This window comes from Asanoa hainanensis (genome assembly GCF_900188485.1).
Lineage (GTDB): Bacteria > Actinomycetota > Actinomycetes > Mycobacteriales > Micromonosporaceae > Asanoa > Asanoa hainanensis.
The window spans coordinates 256,764-280,395 of sequence record NZ_FZPH01000004.1 but is presented as its reverse complement, the minus strand read 5'-3'; the positions used below and the strand labels follow the sequence as shown (position 1 = coordinate 280,395).

24 protein-coding genes, 1 pseudogene and 1 riboswitch are annotated in these 23,632 nt (G+C 72.9%); of the genes and pseudogenes, 10 read left to right on the top strand and 15 right to left on the bottom strand.

Annotation, left to right across the window (positions count from 1 at the left end):
- The first annotated feature begins 34 nt into the window (after positions 1 to 34).
- Positions 35 to 739 (top strand): siderophore-interacting protein, encoded by a 705-nt coding sequence (locus tag CHC05_RS12360; protein ID WP_089248030.1) that lies wholly within the window; start codon positions 35 to 37, stop codon positions 737 to 739.
- Between the two features lie 9 nt (positions 740 to 748).
- A complete protein-coding gene (locus tag CHC05_RS12355) occupies positions 749 to 1,402 on the top strand; it encodes a sulfotransferase family protein (RefSeq protein ID WP_144022562.1) in 654 nt (217 codons plus the stop codon).
- On the opposite strand, the gene CHC05_RS12350 is transcribed toward CHC05_RS12355, so the two are convergent.
- On the bottom strand, positions 1,387 to 2,241 hold the full coding sequence (locus tag CHC05_RS12350) for a helix-turn-helix transcriptional regulator (RefSeq protein ID WP_089248026.1): 855 nt from the start codon (positions 2,239 to 2,241) through the stop codon (positions 1,387 to 1,389). The genes CHC05_RS12355 and CHC05_RS12350 overlap by 16 nt on opposite strands.
- Positions 2,242 to 2,244: 3 nt before the next feature.
- The gene (locus CHC05_RS12345) at positions 2,245 to 3,240 is read right to left on the bottom strand and encodes an aldo/keto reductase (RefSeq protein WP_245870800.1); all 996 of its coding nucleotides are present in this window, start codon (positions 3,238 to 3,240) and stop codon (positions 2,245 to 2,247) included.
- Between the two features lie 282 nt (positions 3,241 to 3,522).
- Here CHC05_RS12345 and CHC05_RS12340 point away from each other — a divergent pair, with 282 nt between their 5' ends.
- Both CHC05_RS12340 and CHC05_RS12335 read left to right on the top strand, forming a co-directional pair.
- Positions 3,523 to 3,744 (top strand): CbtB domain-containing protein, encoded by a 222-nt coding sequence (locus CHC05_RS12340; RefSeq protein WP_245870799.1) that lies wholly within the window; start codon positions 3,523 to 3,525, stop codon positions 3,742 to 3,744.
- A gap of 14 nt (positions 3,745 to 3,758) precedes the next feature.
- Positions 3,759 to 4,481, top strand: coding sequence for a CbtA family protein (locus tag CHC05_RS12335; protein ID WP_089248024.1), 723 nt, complete (start codon positions 3,759 to 3,761; stop codon positions 4,479 to 4,481).
- Here CHC05_RS12335 and CHC05_RS12330 read toward each other — a convergent pair.
- The 11 genes and pseudogenes from CHC05_RS12330 to CHC05_RS12285 all read right to left on the bottom strand — a co-directional run.
- Positions 4,478 to 5,317: pseudogene (locus CHC05_RS12330) on the bottom strand (sirohydrochlorin chelatase); the annotation flags it as partial. The gene CHC05_RS12335 and the pseudogene CHC05_RS12330 sit on opposite strands and share 4 nt — an antisense overlap.
- A complete protein-coding gene (locus CHC05_RS12325) occupies positions 5,314 to 5,916 on the bottom strand; it encodes a precorrin-8X methylmutase (RefSeq protein ID WP_089248020.1) in 603 nt (200 codons plus the stop codon). The gene CHC05_RS12325 and the pseudogene CHC05_RS12330, both read right to left, overlap by 4 nt.
- Positions 5,913 to 7,592, bottom strand: a complete 1,680-nt coding sequence (gene cobJ / locus CHC05_RS12320; protein WP_089248018.1) for a precorrin-3B C(17)-methyltransferase — start codon at positions 7,590 to 7,592, stop codon at positions 5,913 to 5,915. The genes CHC05_RS12325 and cobJ overlap by 4 nt, the downstream gene beginning before the upstream one ends.
- Entirely contained in the window at positions 7,589 to 8,743 is a 1,155-nt protein-coding gene (gene cbiE / locus CHC05_RS12315; RefSeq protein ID WP_089248016.1) for a precorrin-6y C5,15-methyltransferase (decarboxylating) subunit CbiE, read from the bottom strand. Before cbiE ends, cobJ begins: the two co-directional genes overlap by 4 nt.
- Positions 8,736 to 9,536, bottom strand: coding sequence for a precorrin-4 C(11)-methyltransferase (gene cobM / locus CHC05_RS12310; RefSeq protein WP_089248014.1), 801 nt, complete (start codon positions 9,534 to 9,536; stop codon positions 8,736 to 8,738). The genes cbiE and cobM overlap by 8 nt, the downstream gene beginning before the upstream one ends.
- Complete coding sequence (cobI, locus tag CHC05_RS12305; RefSeq protein WP_089248012.1) at positions 9,533 to 10,246, bottom strand: precorrin-2 C(20)-methyltransferase; 714 nt, start codon at positions 10,244 to 10,246, stop codon at positions 9,533 to 9,535. The genes cobM and cobI overlap by 4 nt, the downstream gene beginning before the upstream one ends.
- Positions 10,237 to 11,571, bottom strand: a complete 1,335-nt coding sequence (locus CHC05_RS12300) for a cobyrinic acid a,c-diamide synthase CobB (protein ID WP_245870797.1) — start codon at positions 11,569 to 11,571, stop codon at positions 10,237 to 10,239. The genes cobI and CHC05_RS12300 overlap by 10 nt, the downstream gene beginning before the upstream one ends.
- Positions 11,565 to 12,179: a cob(I)yrinic acid a,c-diamide adenosyltransferase gene (gene cobO, locus CHC05_RS42425; RefSeq protein WP_245870796.1), complete on the bottom strand. Its 615-nt coding sequence runs from the start codon at positions 12,177 to 12,179 to the stop codon at positions 11,565 to 11,567. The genes CHC05_RS12300 and cobO overlap by 7 nt, the downstream gene beginning before the upstream one ends.
- Positions 12,180 to 12,183: 4 nt before the next feature.
- Entirely contained in the window at positions 12,184 to 14,127 is a 1,944-nt protein-coding gene (locus CHC05_RS12295) for a VWA domain-containing protein (protein ID WP_089248008.1), read from the bottom strand.
- A 38-nt stretch (positions 14,128 to 14,165) separates the two neighbouring features.
- Positions 14,166 to 14,338: riboswitch (cobalamin riboswitch) on the bottom strand.
- Positions 14,339 to 14,372: 34 nt separating this feature from the next.
- Positions 14,373 to 17,915, bottom strand: coding sequence for a cobaltochelatase subunit CobN (cobN, locus tag CHC05_RS12290; protein WP_089248006.1), 3,543 nt, complete (start codon positions 17,913 to 17,915; stop codon positions 14,373 to 14,375).
- Positions 17,912 to 18,667 carry a cobalt-precorrin-6A reductase gene (locus CHC05_RS12285; RefSeq protein WP_089248004.1) on the bottom strand — a complete coding sequence of 252 codons (756 nt, stop codon included), beginning with the start codon at positions 18,665 to 18,667 and terminating at the stop codon, positions 17,912 to 17,914. The genes cobN and CHC05_RS12285 overlap by 4 nt, the downstream gene beginning before the upstream one ends.
- Before the next feature lie 30 nt (positions 18,668 to 18,697).
- On the opposite strand from CHC05_RS12285, the gene CHC05_RS12280 reads away from it, so the two are divergent.
- Both CHC05_RS12280 and CHC05_RS12275 read left to right on the top strand, forming a co-directional pair.
- Positions 18,698 to 19,408, top strand: coding sequence for a hypothetical protein (locus tag CHC05_RS12280; protein ID WP_342745631.1), 711 nt, complete (start codon positions 18,698 to 18,700; stop codon positions 19,406 to 19,408).
- 74 nt (positions 19,409 to 19,482) lie between these two features.
- Complete coding sequence (locus tag CHC05_RS12275; RefSeq protein ID WP_218824525.1) at positions 19,483 to 20,124, top strand: lytic polysaccharide monooxygenase auxiliary activity family 9 protein; 642 nt, start codon at positions 19,483 to 19,485, stop codon at positions 20,122 to 20,124.
- 8 nt (positions 20,125 to 20,132) lie between these two features.
- On the opposite strand, the gene cobF is transcribed toward CHC05_RS12275, so the two are convergent.
- Positions 20,133 to 20,876, bottom strand: coding sequence for a precorrin-6A synthase (deacetylating) (gene cobF / locus CHC05_RS12270; protein WP_089248000.1), 744 nt, complete (start codon positions 20,874 to 20,876; stop codon positions 20,133 to 20,135).
- Positions 20,877 to 20,917: 41 nt separating this feature from the next.
- Here cobF and CHC05_RS12265 point away from each other — a divergent pair, with 41 nt between their 5' ends.
- From CHC05_RS12265 to CHC05_RS12250, 4 genes are all read left to right on the top strand, one after another.
- Positions 20,918 to 21,703: a (2Fe-2S)-binding protein gene (locus tag CHC05_RS12265; RefSeq protein WP_089247998.1), complete on the top strand. Its 786-nt coding sequence runs from the start codon at positions 20,918 to 20,920 to the stop codon at positions 21,701 to 21,703.
- 145 nt (positions 21,704 to 21,848) lie between these two features.
- On the top strand, positions 21,849 to 22,181 hold the full coding sequence (locus CHC05_RS12260; RefSeq protein ID WP_144022561.1) for a hypothetical protein: 333 nt from the start codon (positions 21,849 to 21,851) through the stop codon (positions 22,179 to 22,181).
- 140 nt (positions 22,182 to 22,321) lie between these two features.
- Positions 22,322 to 22,528, top strand: coding sequence for a hypothetical protein (locus CHC05_RS40670; RefSeq protein ID WP_144022560.1), 207 nt, complete (start codon positions 22,322 to 22,324; stop codon positions 22,526 to 22,528).
- Positions 22,509 to 22,874, top strand: a complete 366-nt coding sequence (locus tag CHC05_RS12250) for a hypothetical protein (RefSeq protein ID WP_089247994.1) — start codon at positions 22,509 to 22,511, stop codon at positions 22,872 to 22,874. The genes CHC05_RS40670 and CHC05_RS12250 overlap by 20 nt, the downstream gene beginning before the upstream one ends.
- A 22-nt stretch (positions 22,875 to 22,896) precedes the next feature.
- Here CHC05_RS12250 and CHC05_RS12245 read toward each other — a convergent pair whose 3' ends face one another.
- A complete protein-coding gene (locus CHC05_RS12245) occupies positions 22,897 to 23,394 on the bottom strand; it encodes a hypothetical protein (RefSeq protein ID WP_218824524.1) in 498 nt (165 codons plus the stop codon).
- Between the last annotated feature and the right edge of the window lie 238 nt (positions 23,395 to 23,632).

Genomic DNA, 23,632 nt, shown 5'->3' with positions numbered 1-23,632 from the left:
GCCTAACTCGAGCAAGACGTTACCTGGAGGAAGCGTGAAACGGAACTGGGAGTCGGTCGTTCTCAAAGCGTTCGGCGGAAAGGACTTCCGCTTGACAGTGCTGGCGAACGAGCCGATCAACGCCCGCTACCAGCGGCTACGTCTCAACGACGGTGGTCTATTGGCGGCATGTGGCGTGCATCCCACGATGTGGGTGCGGCTCTGGTTCGACCGGGATGGTAAGGCGCACCAGCGCGCGTTCACGCTCGTGGACCCTTCGCCGGAATTGGGGGAGTTCAGCCTGGAGTTCGCGCTGCACGACGGCACGGCCGCGCGGTGGGCGCAGGCCGCCTCCCCGGGTGACACGGTCGACGCGACGGTCCAGGGCAGCGCGTTCGTCGTGCCGGACCCGTTGCCGGCCCGCTGGTACGGGGTCGGCGACGCGGCGTCGGCACCGGCGCTGAACAGCCTGTTCGACACGCTTCCGGCCCCGGCGACCGTCTGGCTCGAGTACGCGCACGACGAGGAGCGGGAGTTCCCGCTGCGCGCCCGTTCGGGCCACGAGGTGGTGTGGTTGCCGCGCCGGGACGGGGGCGCGCACCTGGTCTCGACCGTCTGCTCGGCGTTGTCCGCCGCGCCGGAGGCGTTCTACTGGGTCGCCGCCGAGGCGGCCAGCACCCGCGCGATCACCAAGCACCTGCGCCGCACGTTGGGCGTCGACAAGGCTCAGGTCAACTCGCTGGCGTACTGGCGGACGTAAAGTCCATCCATGCGGATCATTGGAGTGGGTTTCGGGCGCAGCGGCACACTGTCGCTGCGGTCGGCCATCGAGCGGCTGGGCGCGGGGCCGTGCCTGCACATGCAGGACCTGCGGAGCGGCGACCAGGCCGAGCGCTGGAAGCGGGTCGCCGACGGCGCGCGGGTCGACTGGCGGGAGATCTTCGACGGGTGGCAGGCCACCGTGGACTGGCCGGCCTGCAGCCGCTGGCGGGAGATCTGCGCCGCCTTCCCGTCCGCGCTGGTCCTGCTCAACTATCGCGACTTCGACGGCTTCTACCGCAGCGTCGAGCGCACCGTCTGGGCCGTCCGGCAGGCCGCGCGGGCCGGCACGCTCGGACCGCGCCCGGACGGCCTGGTGCCGCCGCCGGCGTTCCGGCACGTGATCGAGACGCTGATCTGGCAGGAGGACTTCCAGGACCGGTTCGAGGACCGAGCCTGGATGGAGCGGATGTACGCGGATCGGATCGCGGCCATCCGGCAGGAGATCCCGGCCTCGCGGCTGGTGGAGTGGCGGCTCGGCCACGACGGCTGGGAGCCGTTGGCGAAAGCGCTGGGGGTACCCGTGCCGACTGAGCCCTTCCCCCATCTGCACGACACCGACGAGTTCCGCGTGCAGGCCGGTCTGGCTCAGTCGGCGACGTAGCGCTGCCCGTAGGACTGGTCGCCCAGCGCCCGCAGGAACTCGAAGCTGTCGGCCGTGTGCGAGCCCGGCTGCGGCCGGAAGATGACCAGCCGCTGCCCGGTGCTCTCGCTGCGCACGAAGTCGCACTGCACGTCGAGGTGGCCGGCCTGGGGGTGCAGGATCAGCTTGCGGGTGCTGTGCAACGGCGCCACCCGCATCTCGCTCCAGTAGCCCGCGAACTCGGGGCTCGCCGCCTGGAGGTCGGCGACCAGACGCTCGGCCTCCGGGTCCGGGCCCCGCCGGGCGGCGGCCGCCCGCAGGTCGGCCACGTAGCCGCGGCCGATCGTCTCGTGCTCGTCCAGGGCGTTGAGCGCGCGGGACGGCGGGTCCGTGAACCACCGCCACGTCACGTTGTTCGACCGGGCCTCGCCGGCGGTCCACGGCCCGAGCAGCGCCCGGCTCAGGCCGTTCTGCGCCAGCACGGTGGTGAGGTCGTCGATGACCTGCGCGGGCACCTCGGCGAGGGCGTCGAGCAGAAACAGCAGCGCCGGGTCGACGTAGCCGGTGACCGCACCGGCGGCGGGCGTCGCGTATCCCGCCAGCCGATAGAGGTAGTCCCGCTCCTCGACCGACAGCCGCAGCGCCCGGGCCAGGCCGCCGAGCAGCGCCTCCGACGGCGTGCCGGCCCGCGACTGCTCCAGCCGCTCGTAGTAGTCGACGGACAGGTTGGCCAGCAGGGCAACCTCTTCCCGGCGCAGGCCGGGCGTGCGGCGCCGGCCGCCCGACGGGATGCCCACGTCGGACGGCCGCAGCGCCTCCCGGCGGCTCCGGAGGAAGTCACCGAGCTCGTTGCGTGCCACTGCTCACTCCTCGATGGCGGCCATCGCCTGTGGCGTGTAGCGGGCACCCACCGCCGCGCCGACCGGCGCCGCCACGCTGAGCTCGGCGAGCACGGTCGGGCTCAGGTCGATCCCCGCCGCGGCGACGTTGTCCGCGAGGTACGTGCGGCGCTTGGTGCCCGGGATCGCCGTGGCGCCCTGTCCCAGCACCCACGCTAGTGCGATCTGGGCGGCGGTGACCCCTTCCCGGTCCGCGATGGCACTGATGCGGTCCACGAGCACCAGGTTGCGGTCGAGGTTGCCGTCCGCCAGGCGGGGCCAGGTCCGGCGGAAGTCGTCCTCCGGCACGTCGTTCAGGTCGCGGATGGTCCCGGAGAGGAAACCCCGACCCAGCGGCGAGTACGCGACGAAGCCGATGTCCAGCTTGCGGGTCGTCGCCAGCACCCCGTTGGCCTCGACGTCCCGGGTGAACAACGAGTACTCGGTCTGCACGGCCGACAGCGGCGCGGTCGCGTGGGCCCGCCGGATGCTCTCCGGCCCCGCCTCGCTGATCCCCAGGTAGCCGACCTTGCCCTCGGCGACCAGCTCACCCAGTGCACCGAAGGACTCCTCGACCGGCACCTGGGGGTCCACGCGGTGCAGGTAGAGCAGGTCGATGTGGTCGACACCGAGCCGGCGCAGGGACCGCTCCACGGCCTGCTTCAGGTATGCCGGCTGGCCGTTGGCCGGGCCGACCCACCGGTCCTCGTGGTCCATGGACTGGCCGCCGACCTTGCTGGCGATCACGGCCTCGGCGAGCCGGCTCGCCAGCGCGCGGCCGAGCAGCCGCTCCGCGCCACCGAGCCCGTAGAAGTCGGCGGTGTCGAACATGGTCACGCCCAGGTCGAGGGCGTGCTGGATGGTGGCGGTGGCCTCGGCGTCGTCGCGGGTGCCGTACGCGGTGGTCAGGCCGAAGGTGCCGAGCCCTTCGACGGAGGCCGTCAGGCCCTGGGAGCCGATGGCGTGGTTTCGCATGGTCATGACCACCACGGTGCGTCGGCCCGGCGGTCGTAGCGGCGCCCTGGTTATCCCCGGTCCGGCAGGGCGGGGCTGTCGCAATTGTCGAGCACATCTCAACCGCCCCCGTCGCGGTTGACACCTCGGCGCGGCCGACCGTAGCGTCCCGGTCAGAAGTGACGATGGTAGGAAGCCGGTGAGATACCGGCACGGTCGCGCCACTGTGACCACGCTTGCGTGGAAGTCAGACCCTCCAGCGTCACGGAAACCCAGCGTGGGACGCGTGATCCCGAGGAGGTTCGCCCCGTGTCCAGCATTTCTTCTTCCGCCACCCCCCGCCCGGCGGTCCAGCCCGTGGCCATCCCGTGGCGTGAGCTCCAGCCGTGGCTGCTGTTCGGCGCCGTGCTCGCCATCGCCCTGCTCTACTTCGTCGGAACCGAGCAGGGTGTCTTCCACCTGATCGGTGGCAGCGGCGTGCACGAGTTCGTGCACGACGGCCGCCACCTGCTCGGCTTCCCCTGCCACTGACGGCGGGGGCGATCATGCTGTCCCCCCGTTCGTTGCTGGTTCGCGGCATGCTGGTGGGACTGGCCGCCGGCGTGCTCGCGTTCGCCTTCGCCTACCTCGTGGGCGAAGGCCCGATCGACGCCGCCATCGCGTTCGAGGAAGCACACAGCGAGGCCGGTGAGCCGGCCCTCGTCAGCCGCACCATCCAGAGCACCGTCGGTCTGCTCACCGCCACGCTGATCTACGGCGTGGCGCTCGGTGGCATCTTCTCGATGGCGTTCGCCGCCGCGTACGGCCGGATCGGTCGACTCGGGCCGCGGGCGACCGCGGCGCTGGTCGCACTGGCCGGCTTCGTCGTGGTCGCGCTGGTCCCGTTCCTCAAGTACCCGGCCAACCCACCGGCCACGGGTTCCGAGGACACCATCGGCAGGCGTACGTCGCTGTACTTCCTGATGCTGGTGATCGCGCTCGCGTCGCTGGCCTTGGCCGTCTACGTAGGACGGTCGCAGGTGGCCCGGTTCGGCGTCTGGAACGCGACGATCATCGCGGCCGGCGTGTTCGTGGCCGTGATCGCGGTCGCGCAGGTCCTGCTGCCGTCGATCGAGGAGATCCCGGACGGGTTCTCGCCGATCCTGCTGTGGAACTTCCGCCTGGCCTCACTCGGCACGCAGGTGGTCGTCTGGACCGCCCTCGGCCTCGGGCTGGGCGCGGTCGTCGAGCGCAGCCTGCGCCGCGAGGCGGTCCTGTCCACTCAGTGATGGTGGTGGTGATCGGCCGGGTGATGGTGGGGTAGCTGGGCGGCGCCCACGGACTGCTCGTGGAACGGCAGGGCGATCCGGTACTTGCAGGTGTCGCAGTTGGCCCGGATGTCCCCGCCCAGCGCCTCGTGGTAACGCTCCACCACGATCTCGGCCAGCCCCGCACAGTCGCCGATCACGTCGGCGGTCCGCACGTCAGCGCCGCGGGCCGCCGACCACTCGGCCGCCTGAGCCTCGACCCGGCGGGGCAGGACGCCGGTGAAGATGAAGTACGGCAGCACCACGATCTTTCCGGCACCCAGCGCGCGGCAGCGGTCCAGGCCGGCCGGCACGCTGGGTTGGGCGAGCGAGACGAACGCGTACTCGACGCCCGCCACCGGTGTGGTCTCGGCCAGCAGCCGCGCGACCTTGGCGACCTCGGCGTTGGCGTCGGGGTCGGTCGAGCCGCGGCCGACGAGCAGCACCGTGGTGTCGGCGTCCGCGCCGTGGAGCCGCTCCCGTAGGAGCGCCAGCACCCCGGGATGCGGGCCGAGCGGCCGACCGTAGGCGAACGACAGCCCCGGGTGCCGGGCGCGTTCGGCGGCGAGCGAACCCGGGATGTCGCCCTTGGCGTGGCCCGCGGCGACCAGCATCAGGGGTACGCAGGCGAGCCGTCGCGCGCCGGTTTCGAGCAGCGACGCGACCGCGTCCTTGACCGGTGGCGGGGACAGCTCGATGAAGCCGCCGGCGACCGGCACGTCGAGGGTCCGGCCGACCCGGGCGACGAAGCGGCGGAAGTCGTCGGCACCCTCCTGGTCGGTGGTGCCGTGGCCGGCGATGAGCAATGGGATGGTCATGCGAGGGGATCTCCGTACAGCAGGGCATTGACGGCGGCGGCCGCGACGGCCGCACCACCACGGGCGGATCGGTTGGACAGTTGAGGTAGCGCGGTGTCCCGCAGAGCAGCCTTGGACTCGGCGGCGCCGACGTAGCCGACCGGCAGTCCGACCACCAGCGCGGGCCGGATCTCGCCGGCGTCGGCCAGCCGCAGCAACTCGGTCAGCGCGGTCGGCGCGTTGCCGACCACCCAGACCGCGCCGTCGGCATGGGCCCTCGCCGCCAGTCTCATCCCGGCGGCCGACCGGGTCAGCCCGGTTTCCTTCGCGAGGGCGACCGTCTCGGGCGCGGCCACCAGGCAGGTCGCCGGGTACGTCGTCACGCCGGCCGCGACCATCGTCACGTCGGTGACCAGCGCGGCCCCGCCCGCGAGCGCGGCTTGGCCGGACGCCAGCGCGGCCTCGTCGAGAACCAGGTCGTCGAGCCAGCCCGGGTCGGCCGTGGTGTGGATGATCCGTTCGACCACGTCCCGGGAGTACGGCGGCAGGGCGGCCGTGTCGGCCTCGCCGCGCAGGATCCGGTAGGACTCCGCCTCGATCGGATGCACGGTGCGCCTCACGACAGCCACGTGTACTCCCGGGGCGTGACCATCCGCCCGGCCACCAACCGGCTGCGGCTGGACCCGACCAGCACCACCGAACGCATGTTCACGATGGACGGGTCGGCGGTCAGCGCGGCGAGCGTCGTCAGGTGGACCCGCTGCCCTTCGCGCGACGCGTCCCGAACGACACCGACGGGCGTCTCGGGCGGCCGGTGCCCACCGAGGATCGCCAGCGCCTCGGCGAACTGCGCGGTGCGCGCCTTGCTGCGCGGGTTGTAGAGGCAGGCGACCAGGTCGGCGCTGGCCACCGCGCGCAGCCGATCGACGATCACCGGCCAGGGGGTGTGCAGATCTGACAGCGAGACGTAGGCGTGGTCGTGGCCCAGCGGGGCGCCGAGCAGCGCGCTCGCGGCCAACGCCGCCGTCACCCCGGGCACGGCGTCGACGTCGACGTCCGCGCCGGCCAGCTCGAGGGCCGGCGAGGCCATCGCGTAGAGCCCGGCGTCGCCGGACCCGATCAGCGCCACGGCGTGCCCCTCGGTGGCGAGCTCGACCGCTTCCCGGGCCCGCTTGGCCTCCTCGCCGAGCACGGAGGCGACGATCCGGGTGCCGGGGGAGAGCAGGTGGCGCACCTGGTCCACGTACTGGTCGAGCCCGACGACGACGGACGCCCGGCGCAGCGCGGCGGTCGCGCGCGGCGTCCGCAGGTCCTCGGCGCCGGGCCCGATGCCGGTGATCGTGAGCCGCCCACGCGGCACGAGCCGGGCAACGGCCGCGGTGGCGGTCGGCGTGACCCGCTTGGCCACCACCAGCGCCGCGTCCCGGCCGGCGTCCCGCGCGGCCCGCAGCGCGGCCGCCTCGGCCACGCTCGGCGTGCCGACCGCGGCCCGCACCACCTCCGACGGCGTCGGCACGTCCTCGACCGCGAGCTCCTCGGCCGGGAAGGTCAGCACCGGCCAGCCCCGGTCTTTCGCCAGCTCCAGGATGCCGGCCTCGTCGGCCTTGACGTCCGCGGTGGCCAGGGCCCGCACCGACGCCCGGTCGAGCCCGCCGGCCGCCAGCGCGGCGTCGACCACGGCGGCCACCGCGTCCGCCGTGACGCCCCGGCTGGCACCGACGCCGACCACGAGCGAAGGCGGCCGGTACAACAGATCACCGCGCGCGTCGACGCGGTCGGAAACGACCAGCCGCACCGGGTCGGCGCCCGCCGGCAGGGCCGGAACGGGCCAGGTCGCGTCCGAGACGACGGTCGCACCAGCACCGTCCAGCATCGCCCGGGTGACGCGGGCGACCGGGGCCGCGTCGGCGAGGCGGAAGCCAAGGTCGGCGCCGAACCCGTCGAGGGGCGGGAGCCCGGTGCTGTCGGTGGCGGTGGTGACGACCGGCTCCGCGCCGAGCACAGCCGCGATTCGGTGGGCCGCGTCGTTGGCTCCGCCGTCGTGGCCGCCGGTGAGAGCGATCGCGAACCGGCCGGCCTCGTCGACGCAGACCACGCCCGGGTCGGTGTGCTTGTCGGCAAGCAGCGGCGCGATCAGCCGTACGGTCGCGCCGGTCGCCAGGAAGCAGACCACGACGTCACTGGCGGCCCAGGCGTCCTCGAGCCGGCTGTGGACGCGGACCTCGTCGGGCCAGGCGGTCGCCAGGCGGCCCGCGAATCCGCGGCCGGCGGCGGTCGGTGCGACGATGCCGATCATCGTGTTCCCCAGACGAGCGTCACCGGGTTGATGGCCGCCAGCCGGTGCCGGCCGACGATCTCCACCAGGCGGTTGGTTTGCAGCTGCGCGCCGCCGGTGGCGTAGCCGGCCGCCGCGAGCGCGTCCGCGGCCGGGCCGACCGGCTCCACGGCCGCGAAGGCGGCGACGACCTGGGCGGGCCCGCGGTCGAGCACCGCGGCGAGCACGTCCGGCCCGCCCCCGCCGACGAAGACCGCGTCGGGGTCCGGCAGGTCGGCGAGCACCGCCGGCGCCGCGCCGGTCACGACCCGGACGTCCACGCCGTGCTGGGCCGCGTTGGCCCGCACCAGGTCCGCCGAAGCGGGGTCGCGGTCGACCGCGACCACCGCCGCGCCGAACCGGCCACATTCGACGGCGACGGAGCCGGAGCCCGTGCCGACGTCCCAGACCAGCGTGCCGGGTGCCGGGCGCAGGTGGGCCAGCGCCACCGCCCGCACCTCGGCCTTCGTGATCATCGAGGCGCGGTGCCGGAACGCGTCCTCGGGCAGCGCCCACCCGTCCGGTGGCCGCACCCCGCCCGCGAGCCAGCCGGCCGGGCCGTCCGTGAGCTCGGCGGCGAGGACGATCGCGACGTTCGGCTCGGCCCAGTCGCCGTCCGGGCCGGTCAGCCGTTCCGCGGGCGTGCCCAGCTCGGACGCCACGACGACCTCCCGCCGCCAACCCCGCAGGCCGGCCGCCAGCGCGGGCGGCGTCGCGTCGGGGCCGGTGAGCACGGCGACCTTCGGGTACGCGCGACAGACGTTGAGTGCCCGCCGCAGCCCGCCGTCGCGTCCATGCGCCGACACCACCACCGCGTCGTCCCAGGGCAGTCCCAATCGGGCGAACGCCAGGGCCACCGACGACGGCGCCGGGCGCACCACCGGGTCGACGCCCGCCCGGCGCAGCGCTCGGACGATCCCGAAGAAGCCCGGGTCGCCGCTGGCCACCACCGCGACAGATCCATCATGGACACTGATCCGGTCGACGGCCGCGGACACCGAGCCCATGACGACCCGCTCCGCGTCGGACGGGACGCCGTCGAGGTGGCGTGCGCCGCCGACCAGCAGGGTGGCCTCGGCCACCGATGCCGGCAGGGGGCCGCCGTCGAACCCGTACACGGTGACCTCAGGCATTGCGGGCCTTCAGCTCCGTGCGGGCCGCCCGCTCGGCCTTGCGGTGCCCGTGGAAGTGGCCCGGGTGGTAGAGGTGGCTGCGCGTGCCCGACGCGGACAGCGCGGGCCCTACGAGGAACAAGGTGTGCTTCCACAGCTTGTGCGCGCGGACCGTCTCGGCCAGCGTCTCGATCGTGCACCAGGCCAGCAGCTCGTCCGGCCAGCTCACCCGGGAGCCGATCACGACCGGGGTCTCCGGCGCGTAGCCGCCGTCGAGCAACTGCTCGGCGAGCTGCTTGGCCCGGGCGGCCGACAGGAACACCGCCATCGTCGTGCCGTGCCGCGCGAAGTCGGCGATCCGCTCGCCGGACGGCATCGGCGTCTTGCCGCCCTCCAACCGGGTCAGGATCACCGACTGGGCCACCTCGGGCACCGTCAGCTCCCGGCCGGCGGCGGCGGCGACCGCGGCGAACGCCGAGACGCCCGGCACGATCTCGGTCGTCAGGTCGAGACCCGCGCAGGCGTCGAGCTGCTCGGCGACCGCGCCCCACAGGCTCGGGTCGCCCGAGTGCAGGCGCACCACGTGCAGGCCCTCGGCCGCCGCACGGTGGTAGATCTCGACCACGGCCTCCAGCGGCACCGCCGCCGAGTCGACCACCTCGGCGCCCGGCCGCACGTGTTCGAGCACCTCGGCGGCGACCAGGCTGGAGGCCCAGACCACCACGTCGGCCTCGGCCAGCCGGCGGGCGGCGCGCAGCGTCATCAGGTCAGCGGCGCCCGGGCCGGCGCCGACGAAGGTCACGCGACCGGTCACAGCTTTCCTCCACGTCGTTCGCGCACGGCCGGGATCAACACCGTCGCCAGGTACGGCAACGGCCCGTCGACCGCGTCGAGCGGCTGCACCTTCTCGTCGGGCAGGCCCAGATGGCTGCCCACGACGGCACCGCGCCCGGCCGCCGCCTCGGCGATCGCCGCCATGTGCCGGCCTCCCTTGTAGACCACGACGGTGGCGTCGCGGTCCAGCGCCTCGCGCAGCGGCGTCAGGTCGCCCCGGGCCATCGGCAGCAGCACCAGCTCCTCGCCGCCCTCGACCAGTGGGCGCCCGGCCGCCGCGGCCAGCGCCTGCATCGCGGTGATGCCCGGCACGGTCTCGAGCTCGACGGACGGCACCAGCGCACGCACGGTCTCCGCCAGGTAGCCGAAGGTGGCGTACACGTTGGGGTCGCCGATGGTGGCGAACGCGGCGGTGCCGCCGGTCTCGCGCAGCCAGTCGGCCACCCGGCGCCCGGCCGCGTCCCAGTAGTGCTCGCGCCGCCCGGCGTCCTCCCGCTCGTTGAGCGCGAACACCAGCCGCTCGATCCGCTCGTGCGCGGCGTGGGCCCGCACGGTCGCCTCGGCCCGTCCGACATCGGCGGGGTCGAGCACGGGCACGAACACCCGGCCGGCGGTGGCCAGCGCCCGTACCCCCTTGAGCGTCATCAGCTCCGGATCCCCGGGCCCGACGCCGACTCCGATCAGGCGCATGCCGCCACCAACCGTTCCGCGATCTCGGGCGTGCCCGCCCAGTGCAGGTGCAGATAGGAGGCGTGCACGTTGCCCGCCACGAAGCCTTCGCCCGGCCGTTCGCGCCACGCCCAGGCCGGCGTGGCACCCGCGCCCGGTGTGGTCGCCGTCCGGTGGAACTCGTGCCCGGTGACCCGGGTGCCGACCGGCGCGAGCCAGCTCGGCGAGATGGCCACCGCGTCGCGGTATCCGAGGGTGAGGCGGCCGGTCATCGCCGCGTCGGCCGGGAGCACGCCGCACATCGGCGCCTCGTCCAGGCTGCGGGCCAGCCAGAGTAGCCCGGCGCACTCGGCCACGATCGGCGCACCGGCGGCGGCCAGGCCGGCCACGGCCGACCGCAGCGGGGCGTTCGCGGACAGCTCGGCCGCGTACACCTCGGGGAAGCCGCCGCCGACGACCAGCGCCGCGGTGCGCGGCGGCAGAGCCTCGTCGTGCAACGGGTCCAGCGTGACGACCTCGGCGCCGGCCGCCGTCAGCAGCTCGGTGGTCTCGGCATAGCCGAAGCTGAACGCGGGCCCACCGGCGACGGCGACGACCGGGCGGTTCGAGGTCGCGACCGCCGGCGGTGCCCACGGTTCGACCACCAGCGGCGGCGCCGTCGCGGCCTCGGCGGCGACCGCGTCGAGGTCCACACTGGACGCGATCAGCTCCGCGAGTGCCGTCATCGCGGCGGCCGCCTCGGCGCGGCGTTCCACGACGGGCACCAGGCCGAGATGCCGCGACGGCGCGGACACGGCATCGCTGCGGCGCAGCACTCCCAGCACCGGCGTGCCGGTCTCCTCCAGGGCCTCGCGCAGGATCGCCTCGTGCCGGTCGGAGCCGACCTTGTTGAGCACCACGCCGGCCAGCCGCAGCGTCGGGTCGAAGCCCCGGAATCCGTGCACCAGCGCGGCGACCGAGCGCCCGACTGCGGAGCCGTCGACCACCAGCAGCACCGGCGCTTTCAGCAACTTGGCCACCTGCGCGGTCGAGCCGTGCTCGCCCGCGTGCGCCCGGCCGTCGTACAGGCCCATGACGCCCTCGACGATCGCGACGTCCGCGCCGGCGGCACCGTGGGCGAACAGCGGCGCGATCCGCTCCTCGCCGACCAGCACCGGATCGAGGTTGCGGCCCGGCCGGCCGCTGGCCAGCGCGTGGTAGCCGGGGTCGATGTAGTCCGGGCCGACCTTGAAGCCGGCCACGCGGCGGCCCCGGGCGGCGAAGGCCGCGAGCAGCCCGCCGGCGACGGTCGTCTTGCCGTGCCCGGATGCCGGTGCGGCCACCACGATCCGTGGGGTGGCTACCACTCGATGCCCTGCTGACCCTTGCGGCCGGCGTCCATCGGGTGCTTGACCTTGGTCATCTCGGTGACCAGGTCGGCCGCGTCGACCAGCGCGGGCGCCGCGTCCCGGCCGGTGACCAGGACGTGCTGGTTGCCGGGCCGCTCGCGTAGCGTCGCCACGACCTCGTCGACGTCGACCCAACCCCATTTCATCGGGTACGTGAACTCGTCGAGCACGTAGAACCGGTACCGCTCCTCGGCCAGGTCGCGCTTGACCTGTGCCCAGCCCTCCGCGGCCTCGGCGGCGTGGTCGCGCTCGTCGCCCGGCCGGGCCAGCCACGACCAGCCCTCGCCCATCTTGTGCCAGGTCACGGGCGCACCGGTGCCGGTGCTGGCGTGGTGCTCGCCGAGCGCCTTGAGCGCGGTCTCCTCGCCGACCCGCCACTTCGGGCTCTTGACGAACTGGAAGACCACGATCGGCCAGCCCGCGTTCCAGGCCCGCAGCGCCATCCCGAACGCGGCCGTCGACTTGCCCTTGCCGGTGCCGGTGTGCACGGCCAGCAACGGCTGGCGGCGGCGTTCGCGGGTGGTCAGGCCGTCGTCGGGTACGCGCTCCACCTTGCCCTGTGGCATGGCCTCACACCGCCTTGAGGGTGGCGGCGGACAGCGCCGCGAGCGGGAGGTACTCGGCGTCCAGGGCCGAGGCCAGCGTGCGGGCCATGCCGAGCCGGACGGGGCCGCTCTCGCAGTCGACCACGACACTGGGCACCCCGGAGAGGGCCGGTGCGACCGTGCGCGGGTCGGGACCGCGGGTGTAGCGGCCGTCCGTGACGACGACCAGCAGCGGGCGGCGCAGCGGGTCGCGGCGGCGTTCCCCGGCCAGCGTCCGGGCGGCCGCGGTGAGCCCGGCGGCCAGCGGGGTGCGCCCGCCGGTGCGCAGGTCCGCCAGCCGGCGCACGCCGACCTCGTGGCTGGCCGTCGGGCGCAGCACCGTGGTCGCCTCGGTGTCCCAGAACGTGATCATGCCCACGGTGTCGCGGCGCTGGTAGGCGTCGCGGAGCAGCGAGAGCACGGCGCTCTTGACGGCGGCCATCCGGGCGCGGGCGGCCATCGACCCGGACGCGTCGACCACGAACAGCACGAGGTTCGCCTCACGTCCGATGTGGACGGCCTCGCGCAGGTGGTGCTGCTGGATCGCGACGCGGCCGCCGCGGTGGTCCCGGGCGGCGGCGAGCACGGTGTCCGGCAGGTGCACGGCACCGATCCGGCCGTGCGGGGCGCGCGAGCCGGCGACCCGGCCGCGCGCCGCGTAGGCCGGTGAGCGCCGTCCACTGTGGCCGTAGCGGCCACGGGAGCGGGCGGTCAGCGTCCGCGTCTTGTAGGCGGTGCCGACCGGTGCGGCGGCGGCCGGTGGGGGAGCGGCCTTCGGGCCGCCGGGCCGGTCCTCGGCGTCCGGTGCGGCGGCCTGGTCGCCACCTCCGGGGCCGTTGTCGTCGGGCGGCGGGTTGTCGTCGGGCCCGGAGCCGCGGCCGCCGGCACCGCCTGGATCCTGGTCGTCGTCAGGGTCCGAGGCGCCCGCCTGGTCCAGCGCGTCGTCCAGGGCTTGCTGGTCGGCGCCCGGCGGGTCGAACGGGTCGCGCCGGCGCCGGTGCGGCAACGCCAGCCGGGCCGCGTCGTCGATGTCGGAGTCGGCGACCACCGGGCGGTCGCGCCAGGCGGCCAGCGCGACGGCGGTGCGGGCGATGACGATGTCGGCGCGCAGGCCGTCGACCCCGTACGCCAGGCAGATCCGGGCGATCCGGTCCAGCGCGGCGTCGGGCAGCGTGACCTTCGGCAGCCGGGCCCGCGCCGCGACGATCCGCTCGGCCGTGGCGGCGTCGTCGTCGGCGAACCGGGCCACGAAGCTCTCCGGGTCGGCCTCGTACGCCAGCCGGCGACGGACGACCTCGGCCCGCTCACCGGGAGCGGTCGGCGCGCCCACCTCGACCACCAGGCCGAACCGGTCGACGAGCTGCGGGCGCGGCTCGCCCTCCTCGGGGTTCATGGTGCCGACCAGCAGGAACCGGGCCGCGTGCCGGAGCGAGACGCCGTCGCGCTCGACGAACGCCCGCCCCATCGCGGCGGCGTCGAGCAGCAGGTCGACCAGGTGGTCGGGGAGCAGGTTGACCTCGTCGACGTAGAGCGCCCCGCGGTGCGCGGCGGCCAGCAGCCCGGGCTCGTAGGCCTTCGTGCCCTCGGTCAGGATCCGCTGCACGTCGAGCGTGCCGACGACCCGGTCCTCGGTGGCCCCGACGGGCAGCTCGACCAGCCGGGACTGCCGCACCGAAGCCGCCACCCCGGCGTGCGGCCCGTCGGGACACGACACGTCGGGCGCGGACGGGTCGCAGGCGAACCGGCAGCCGGGCACCACCGCGATGTCTGGCAGCAGCGCGGCCAGGGCGCGCACCATCGTCGACTTCGCGGTGCCCTTCTCGCCCCGCACGAGCACCCCGCCGATCACCGGCGAGACGGCGTTGAGCAGCAGGGCCTGGCGCAGGTCGGCGAGGCCGACGACGGCGGAGAACGGGTACGCGGAACTCATCGCACGCTCAATCCCTTCCGCGGGTGTCCACGCCCGCGATGGTTCTACGGCGAGCGGCCGAGTGTCCTGGCTCCCGGATCGACGCATCCCCTCGGCCTTCCAGCCCGCAATGGGCCGTGACCATCAGGTGAGGGTTTGCTACCCGGTGACAGTGGCGGGACCGCCCCGGAATCGCACCGGGTTCCTCCGCACCGCTCGCTCAACACTGTGACCCACTGGGCGGGCCCGCGTCAAAGGGAGGGGAATCACGCCCCTTCCAGGTCACCCTCCGTCCGGAGGTACTCAGCCCGCAACGCGTCGATGGTCTCCGGGTCGGGCGCGGCCCAGAGCCCACGCTCCGCCGCCTCCAGCAACCGCTCGGTGATGCCGCGCAGCGCCCACGGGTTCGACTTGTCGAGGAACTCGCGCACCGACGGGTCGAGGACGTACGCGGCCGCGAGCTTCTCGTACATCCAGTCGTCGACCACGCCGGCCGTGGCGTCGTACCCGAAGAGGTAGTCGACCGTCGCGGCCAGCTCGAACGCGCCCTTGTAGCCGTGCCGGCGCATCGCCTCGATCCAGCGCGGGTTGACCACCCGGGCGCGGAACACCCGCTTGGTCTCCTCGGCCAGCGACCGGGTGCGCACGTCGTCGGGGCGGTGCGAGTCACCGATGTACGCGGCCGGGTCGCTGCCGCGCAGGGAGCGGACCATCGCCACCATGCCGCCGTGGTACTGGAAGTAGTCGTCGGAGTCGGCGATGTCGTGCTCGCGGGTGTCGACGTTCTTGGCCGCCACGGCCATCCGCCGGTAGACGGTCTCGAGGTCGCCGCGCGCCGCCCGGCCGTCCAGCCCGCGCCCGTAGGCGTAGCCACCCCAGACCGCGTACACCTCGGCTAGGTCCCGGTCGTCGCGCCAGTTCCGGGCGTCGATCAACGGCAACAGGCCGGCACCGTACGCGCCGGGCTTGGAACCGAAGATCCGGGTGGTGGCCCGCCGCCAGTCGCCGTGCTCGGCCTGGTCGGCGAGGGCGTGCGCCCGGACGAAGTTGTCGGGCTCGTCGAGCTTGGCGACCGTGGCGATCGCGTCGTCGAGCAGGGCGATGACGTGCGGGAACGCGTCCCGGAAGAAGCCGGAGATGCGCACGGTCACGTCGACCCGCGGCCGGCCCAGCTCTTCGCGCGGAATGACCTCGAAGCCGTTGACCCGGCGCGACGCGTCGTCCCAGACCGGGCGCACGCCGATCAGCGCGAGCACCTCGGCGATGTCGTCGCCCTGGGTCCGCATCGCGCTGGTGCCCCAGACCGTCAGCCCGACCAGCGCGGGCCAGGTGCCGGTGTCCTCGCGGTGCCGGGCGAGCAGCGAGTCGGCCAAGGCCCGGCCGACGTCCCAGGCGTTGCGGGACGGGATCGCCTTCGGGTCGACGGAGTAGAAGTTGCGCCCGGTCGGCAGCACGTTGACCAGGCCGCGGGTCGGCGAGCCGGACGGCCCGGCGGCGACGTAACCGCCGTCGAGGGCGTGCGCCACGGCGGTGATCTCGTCGGTGGTCGCGGCGAGCCGGGGGATCACCTCGGTGGCGGCGAACCGGAGCACGTCGACCACGGCGGCCGGCGCGCTGCCGAGCGTCTCGCTGGTCACCGCCGCCACCGTCTCAGGTGCCCAGTCCGCGGCCTCCATGGCGATCACCAGTTTGCGGGCGACCTCTTCCAGGGCGTCGCTCTCCAGCGCGGAGTCGTCGAGGCCGAGGTGGCTGGCGAGGGCCTCGCGCAGGCCGGGCAGCGCGCCCCGGCGCCCTCCCCAGACCTGGCGGGCGCGCAGGATCGCCAACGCCATGTTGACCCGGGCCTCGCCGGCCGGCGGCGCACCGAGGATGTGCAGGCCGTCCCGGATCAGCGAGTCCTTGATCTCGCAGAGGTAGCCGTCGACGTGCAGGACGAAGTCGTCGAAGTCGTCCTCGCCGGGCTGTTCCTCGACGTGCAGGTCGTGGTGGAGCTCGGCGGCGCGGATCAGCGTCCAGATCTGCGCCCGCAGCGTGGGCACCTTGGCCGGGTCGAGCGCGGCGACGGTGGCGTACTCGTCGAGCAGCTGTTCGAGCTTGGCCATGTCGCCGTAGGTGTCGGCCCGGGCCATCGGCGGCACCAGGTGGTCGATGATCGTCGCGTGGCCGCGCCGCTTGGCCTGGGTGCCCTCGCCCGGGTCGTTGACCACGAACGGGTAGATCAGCGGCAGGTCGCCCAGCACGGCGTCCGGTGCGCACCCGTCGGACAGGCCCAGACCCTTGCCCGGCAGCCATTCCAGGGTGCCATGCTTGCCGAGGTGGATGACGGCGTCCACGTTGGAGTCCAGCCAGCGGTACGCGGCCAGGTAGTGGTGCGAGGGTGGCAGGTCGGGGTCGTGGTAGATGGCGATCGGGTTCTCGCCGAAGCCACGCGGCGGCTGGATCATCAGCGTGACGTTCCCGTAGCGCAACGCGGCCAGCACGATGTCGTCGTTGTCGACGTAGAGCTCTCCGGGCGGCGTACCCCAGTGCTCGGTCATCGCGTCCTTGAGGTTCTGCGGAACCTCGGCGAACCATTCGCGATAGGTCATCCCCGGCACCCGGATCGGTGCCGCCGCGAGCTGTTCCTCGGTGAGCCACTCGACGTCGTGCCCGCCGGCCGCGATCAGCGTGTGGATCAGCGTGTCGCCGTCGGTCGGCACGTCGCCCACGTCGTACCCGGCTTCCTTCAGCTTCACCAGCAGGGCGACGGCCGACGCCGGTGTGTCGAGGCCGACCGCGTTGCCGACCCGGGAGTGCTTGGTCGGGTACGACGAGAGGACGATCGCCAGCCGCTTGTCCTGGTTGGGAATCGTGCGGAGCCGGGCGTGCCGGAGCGCGATGCCGGCCACCCGGGCGGCCCGCTCGGGGTCGGCGATGTAGATCGGAACCCCGTCGGGGCCGGGCTCCTTGAACGAGAACGGCACCGTGATGAGGCGACCGTCGAACTCCGGGATGGCGACCTGCATCGCGGCATCCATCGGGGTCAGCGCGGCGTCGCTGCGGTCCCAGGCCTCGCGGGTCGTGGTCAGGCACAGGCCCTGCAGCACCGGCACGTCGAGCGCGGCCAGGGCCTCGACCGACCAGGCCTCGTCGTCGCCGCCGGCGGACGCGTCCGCCGCGGTCGTGCCACCGGCCGCGAGCATCGTCACGATCAGCGCGTCGCAGCCCTTGAGCAGGTCGAACAGGCCGGTCTCGGCGGAGCGCAGGGAGGCCGCGTAGACGGGCACGGGCGTGCCGCCGGCCTTGCCCACCTCCTCGGCGAGCGTGTCGACGAACGCGGTGTTGCCGGCCAGCGCGTGCGCCCGGTAGAAGACGATGCCGACGGTTGGGCCGCTGCCTTTGTGGTCTCCGTGCTTGCCGTACGCGGGGAACTCGACCGGTGCCTCGAAGCCCTCGCCGGCCATCAGCAGCGTGTCCGCCAGGAAGCGGTGCAGCTGGAGCAGGTTGGCCGGGCCGCCGGCGACCAGGTAGCGCTGCGCGTCGGCGACCACTCCGGCCGGCACGGTGGACAGCGCGGTGAGCTCGGCGTCCGGGACGGCCTCGCCACCGACGGCGACCACCGGCAGGTTCGCTGCCAGCACGGCGTCCAGCCCCTCTGGCCACGTGCGGCGCCCGCCGAGCAGCCGGACCACGACACCGTCGGCCCCTTGCAGCAGTTCCGGCAGGTCCTCGGTGGTCAGGCGGGCGGGGTTCGCCCCGCGCCAGTCCGCGTCGGCGGCGCTCGCGGCGAGGAGGTCGGTGTCGGCGGTCGAGAGCAGTACGAACGTCACGCGTCGGAGAGTAGTTCGCGGACCCACGCCGCGGCCTCGGCGGGTGTGTGGACGGTCGGCATCGCCTCCTTGCGCGGACGGTCGACCAGGATGACCGGGATGCCGCGTTCGCGGGCGGCGTCGAGCTTGGCGCGGGTGGCGTCGCCGCCGCTGTCCTTGGCCACGACGACGTCGATCGCGTGGGCTTCGAGCAGGTCACGCTCGTGGTCGAGGGAGTACGGACCCCGGTCCAGCACGACGTGGACGTTGCCGGGCAGGTCGTCGCCCTCGGGCGGCTCGACGCAGCGCACGAGGAGCAGCTCCAGCGCCGTGCACGCGGGATGTGTGGTGAATGTCGCTATCCGCTGGCGGCCGGTGGTGATCAGCGCGCGGCGCCCGGTCTTCGGCAACAGGTCCGCGGCGCCGCCGAGGCTGTCCACCCGCAACCACCGGTCGCCCGGCCCCTCGGTCCATCCTGGACGGACGAGGCGCAGCCGGGGTACGCCGTGCGCTTCGGCCGCGTGGGCGCTGACGGTCTCGGCGAACGGGTGGGTGGCGTCGATGAGGGTCGCGGGCTGGTTCGCCGCGAGCCAGTCGCGCAGCCCTTTCGCTCCGCCGAAACCGCCGGTGCGGCTCTCGCCGGGCGGCTTGCGCGGATCCGTGGTCCGGCCGGCGTACGAGGTGACCACCCGGAGGTCGTCGCCGGCCAGGAGTTCCGCCAGCTCCCGTGCCTCGGTGGTGCCCCCGAGGATGAGCGCGGTCGCCTGCGGCATGGGCAGGAGTCTGCCACTTCGGTCTCCGCGTTGACGGCCATCGATGTTGCCCGAGCCGGGGCGGGCGTGGTGAAATGGCTCATATCGCCGTGCGGCACGGGGGCAACCGTGCTGACGACGGCCAGCCTCGCCGGGCCAGCTCCACGATCTCAGGGCGACTCGTGCGCCCGTACCGGCGATGAGGTGAAAGCAATCGTGAAGATTTTCCGGAACCGCTTCGTGTGGGTGGCGGTGATCCTGCTCGCGGTGTCCGCCGGCGCGGCCGTGCTGGCCAACTCGGGCGGATCGGAGGCCAAGCCGGCCGACGTGCGCGGGCAGATTCTGGCCAAGATGCGTTCGACGCTCGAGCAGGTGGACCCCGGTCAGCACAACCATGCCGGACACCAGGCGACGGCCGCGGAGTCTTCCGTGGTCTGCGGCGTCCACGTTTACGGCTACGAGCCGGCCGACGCCACCGCTGTCGCTTCGGTGCGCACCGTCTACGGCTTTCATCTGTGCGGCGTGGCCGAGGCCCGCCGCCCCTGGGACGTGGCCGTCAAGCTGGCCGGCCCGCTGATCATGGACATGTCCGCCGATCCGCCCGGCATCCAGGTGGTCGAGGCGACCGCCGACACGATGTACATCGACCGTCTCAAGGAGATGTTCCCGCCTTCGTACGCGGAGCTCGCTCAGAAGGAAGCGCTGCCGGGGCCGGAAATGTCCGAACTGCGCCGACGGTACGACGACGCCGCTGGATTATGACATTCACGTCTGTGTATGTATGGTGGTTGGAAGCGCTCCCATCCCGACCGTTGTCGAAGAACGGAGGATGAACAGTGCGTACTCACAAGTCCCTTCGAGCGGCCCTGGTGCTGTTATGTGCCGTGGTCGTCGGTCTGCTGCCGTGGGCCGGCCCGGCCCAGGCCCACGGCACGATCATCAACCCGCAGAGTCGCGCGTACCAGTGCTGGAAGACCTGGGGCAACCAGCACATGAACCCGGCGATGCAGACGCAGGACCCGATGTGCTGGGCGGCCTTCCAGGCCAATCCGGACACCATGTGGAACTGGATGAGCGCGCTGCGGGACGGCCTGGCCGCGCAGTACCAGGCCCGCACACCGGACGGACAGCTGTGCAGCAACGGCCTGGCCCGCAACAACACGCTGAACCAGGTCGGTGCGTGGAAGCGGACCAACGTCAGCCGGACCTTCACCGCGCAGTTGTACGACCAGGCCAGCCACGGTGCTGACTACTTCCGCGTCTACGTGACCAAGCAGGGGTTCAACCCGGCCACCCAGAGCCTCGGGTGGGGCAACCTCGACCTGGTCCTGACGACCGGCCGGTACGCGCCGGCGCAGAACATCTCGTTCAGCGTCACCGCGACCGGGCGCTCCGGACCCCACGTGCTCTTCGTGATCTGGAAGGCGTCGCACATGGACCAGACGTACATGTGGTGCAGCGACATCAACGTCGTCTGAGCGGTTCGTCAGTCGCGGCGGCGCAGGAGATAGGTATCCATGATCCAGCCTTTGCTGGCCCGCGCCGCCGCGCGTACCGCGTCGATCTGGTCTTTGGTCTCCGCCAGCCGGCCTTGGATCAGGATCTCGTCGGGGGTGCCGAGGTAGGCGCCCCAGTAGATGTCGACGTCGTCGGTCACGTGCTGGTAGGCGGTGCGGGCGTCGAGCATGACGACGAGGTCGTCGACGTCGGCGGGCATTCCCTGGTCGGCCAGCCGCCGACCGGTGGTGATCTGGACGGCCCGGCCGACCCGGTTGAGCCCGATCCGATGCCGGGCGGCCAGGGTGCTGACGCTGCTGATGCCGGGGATCACGGAGTAGCTGAAGTCGACGCCGTCGATGTCGTCGAGGACGCCGATGGTGCTGTCGAACAGGGCGGGGTCGCCCCAGACCAGGAAGCCGCCCGTTTGCGTCTCGGTGAGCTCGTTTTCTATTACTTCCCGGAACGCGGCAGCCCTCTTCCGGCGCCAGTCGTCGACCGCCCCTGAATATTGGGTGGCAGCGCGGTCCCGCGGCGGGTCGCTGATGGTCACGATGCGGGCACCGGGCGCGTACTGCTTGAGTAACTGGCGGCGCAGGTCCGTCAGGTCGCGCTTCTCGTCGCCCTTGTCGACGAGGAAGGCGGCGTCGAGCCGACCGAGCGCCTTGACCGCCTCGATGGTGAGCTGGTCAGGGTCGCCGGCCCCGATTCCGATGACGAGCACCTCGCGCATGGGTCGTCAGTGTGCCCCATCGACGGTCTACGCTCACACGCGTGCCGCCACACCGAACCGCCGCCGCGGGTCCGGCTCTCGCGGCCGCGGCCGCCGTGGGCCCGTATTTCGCGTGGGAGGCCTGGTCCGCCGGGCTGGGTTGGCGACCGTTCACGGACCTCTTGAAGCCCTCCGTCCTGGTCTCACGGGTGGCGGTCGCGCGATCGACGCTGGTCAGTGCGTTCGGGCTGGCCGAGGACGACGTGCCGGTGCGGGTGGTCGCGTCGGTCTATTTCATGGGGGTCGCGTCCCGGCTGCTGTCACCACCGCTGGGCGCGGCGATCGCGGGCGGCGCGCTGCCGCTGCCGACGCGCGCCAACCTGTGGTGGCGCCCGGTGCCGTCAGGACCGATGCCCATCGCGTACGGGGTGCTGCGCGCGGAGTCCTCGTTGCCCCCTTCGGAGCTGGCCGAGGCGTTGGTGGCCGGCCCGCTGACGGAGACGGTGACCCCGCTGCTGGAGCTGTTCCGATCGGAGTTCCGGCTGTCCCCGAAGGTGCTGTGGGGCAACGTGGCGTCGGCCCTGGCCGGTGCGGCGGGGGTGCTGTCGGACACGATGCCCCGCCACGACGCGCTGGCGGGCGCGGTGCTCGACCACGTGCTGACCCTGCCGCCCCTGGCCGGCACAGGCACGGTGGTCCGCCCGTCGCCGTCGTTGCCACGCCGCTTCCTGGTACGCGCGAACTGCTGCCTGTACTACCGAATCCCCGGCGGAGGCACCTGCGGCGACTGCGTACTGACCCCGCCACTGGAGCGAGAACAACACTGGCGGTCGGTGCTCGATTCGTGACACAGCTCAAGCGCTACCGGTATGTGGGACCCGCAGAGATCTCGGCCCTCGTCGTCGCCGCTACGCGAAGCGCGCTCGACACGTGGCTGGCGGCAGGGCTCGACGAACCTGCCACGTTCGTCGTCGACCTCGACCGCACGCTCCGGTGGCGCCGCGCCAGAGCGAACACGTCGCCTGCGCCGCCGGCCAGGACGTCCTGGCCGCCGGAGAAATCACCTTCGGCGAGAACAGCGACGGCTACTTCGTCGAAGCGGTCAGCAACCAGTCGACCGGATACTGCCCGGACCCCGACTGCTGGCCGGCAGTAGCTGAAGCCCTCGACCGCCTCGACCTGCCGCACCCCGGCGGCTTCACCGCACCGCTGACCTTCCGGCGTTGCCCGGCCTGCGGGGAGCGCAACATCGTCCGAGACGCCGACTTCACCTGCGCCCTCTGCGCCGCGGATCTACCCGCCGCCTGGAACTTCGACGTGGCCTGATCGGGCCGGAGCGGCGAGCCACCGGTAGTCATACCCGATCTCGTCCCAACACGTAGCTACCCATTCGCGCTGCACCGGCGAAAACGTCCACCACTTCGGGTGACTCGTTCTCACCAAGCTGCACGACGTAGTAGCGGATCATGACGATGCTGCGGCTGAGCAGATACAAAACCGCGGCCTCGGTCGCCCGCCGACGCCGCCACCGCCGCAACATCAAGTCCACCTCCGGCGAGCAGTATCCGCGCATGGCCCCGCCCTTCTGCGGGCGACACTGGCTCACGATCACCTGGCCGCGGGTCACTGCATTGCGTCTGTCATTGTTCGCCGATGGTCAACGTGACGATTGATCGCAGTGGCGACGATCCCGCCGTGGCGATGGTGATGTTGCAAGCGCCGTCGTGGGTGTTCCACTTCGAGGCGCACCTCGGCGATCTCGCCCGTCTGCGGTCCATCCGCGAGGCCGACTGGTCCGCACGACGCGCGCTGCGGATCGGTGACGCCGCCGGCATACCGGTGCACTGGGCGATCAACGAGGACACCGTCACAGCCTTGGTCGGCCACGACGACGAGACGTGGCACATCGCCTTTCTCATGCCGGTCGACACCATCGACCGCCTCGCCGCTGAAGTCGTCGACCTCCTGCCGGAGCCGGACCCACCGACCCCGTACCCCGGCCAGCTCGAAATTTTCTAGACGCCTGACCCGAGACCGGCTGTCACCTCATGAACAGCGTTACGTCGCTGGCGGTGGCGATCGCCAACGTCCTTCCCGTGGGCGAGAACCCCGCCGCGCGGAACTCGCCGTGTCCCTCGTCGCTGAATACGTGCCACCACGTATTGCCCGGCTCGCCGCTGTTGCGGCCGCCGTCGGCCGACAGGATGACCCGGTGGTGAGGCCACTCCGGCGAGACCACGTCGATGGTCCGGCCATCCTCCGTGGTCGTGTGCAGGCCTCCGCCGAACAACCCGGCGATCCTCACCCGACTGCCCGCCAACACGCCGATGCCCGGACACGCCAGGTCCGGCCCGTCCGGCGTCGACACCTCACTGTCGGGATCACGGTCGCGCGCGATCTTCGTGCCCGTGGCCACCTCGAGGAGGCCGAACCCATCCCCCGAGACCACCATCAACAGGTCTTCGCCTGTTTCCGGGTGCTCTCCGAACCCCACGCCCAGCAGCCCGCCAAACGGGACGCAGGACCACCGCCCGGCCATCGCCCGCCACGGCGCCGGCGGCTCGACCACGGGAGCCGACAGGTACTTCGTTCGCAATTGCCGCTGGTACTCAGTAAGCACACGTGCCGCCCTACGCCCCGACCAAGACCAACGCCGCCAACGATATGGCGCCGGCAGCTCGACCCATCACCCGTTATCGCGAAGATCGTTCATCCGCCCAGCCTTGCCCGCATGCGGCCACGATGCGTCTGAGGCTCAGTCGCATAACCGACAGCTT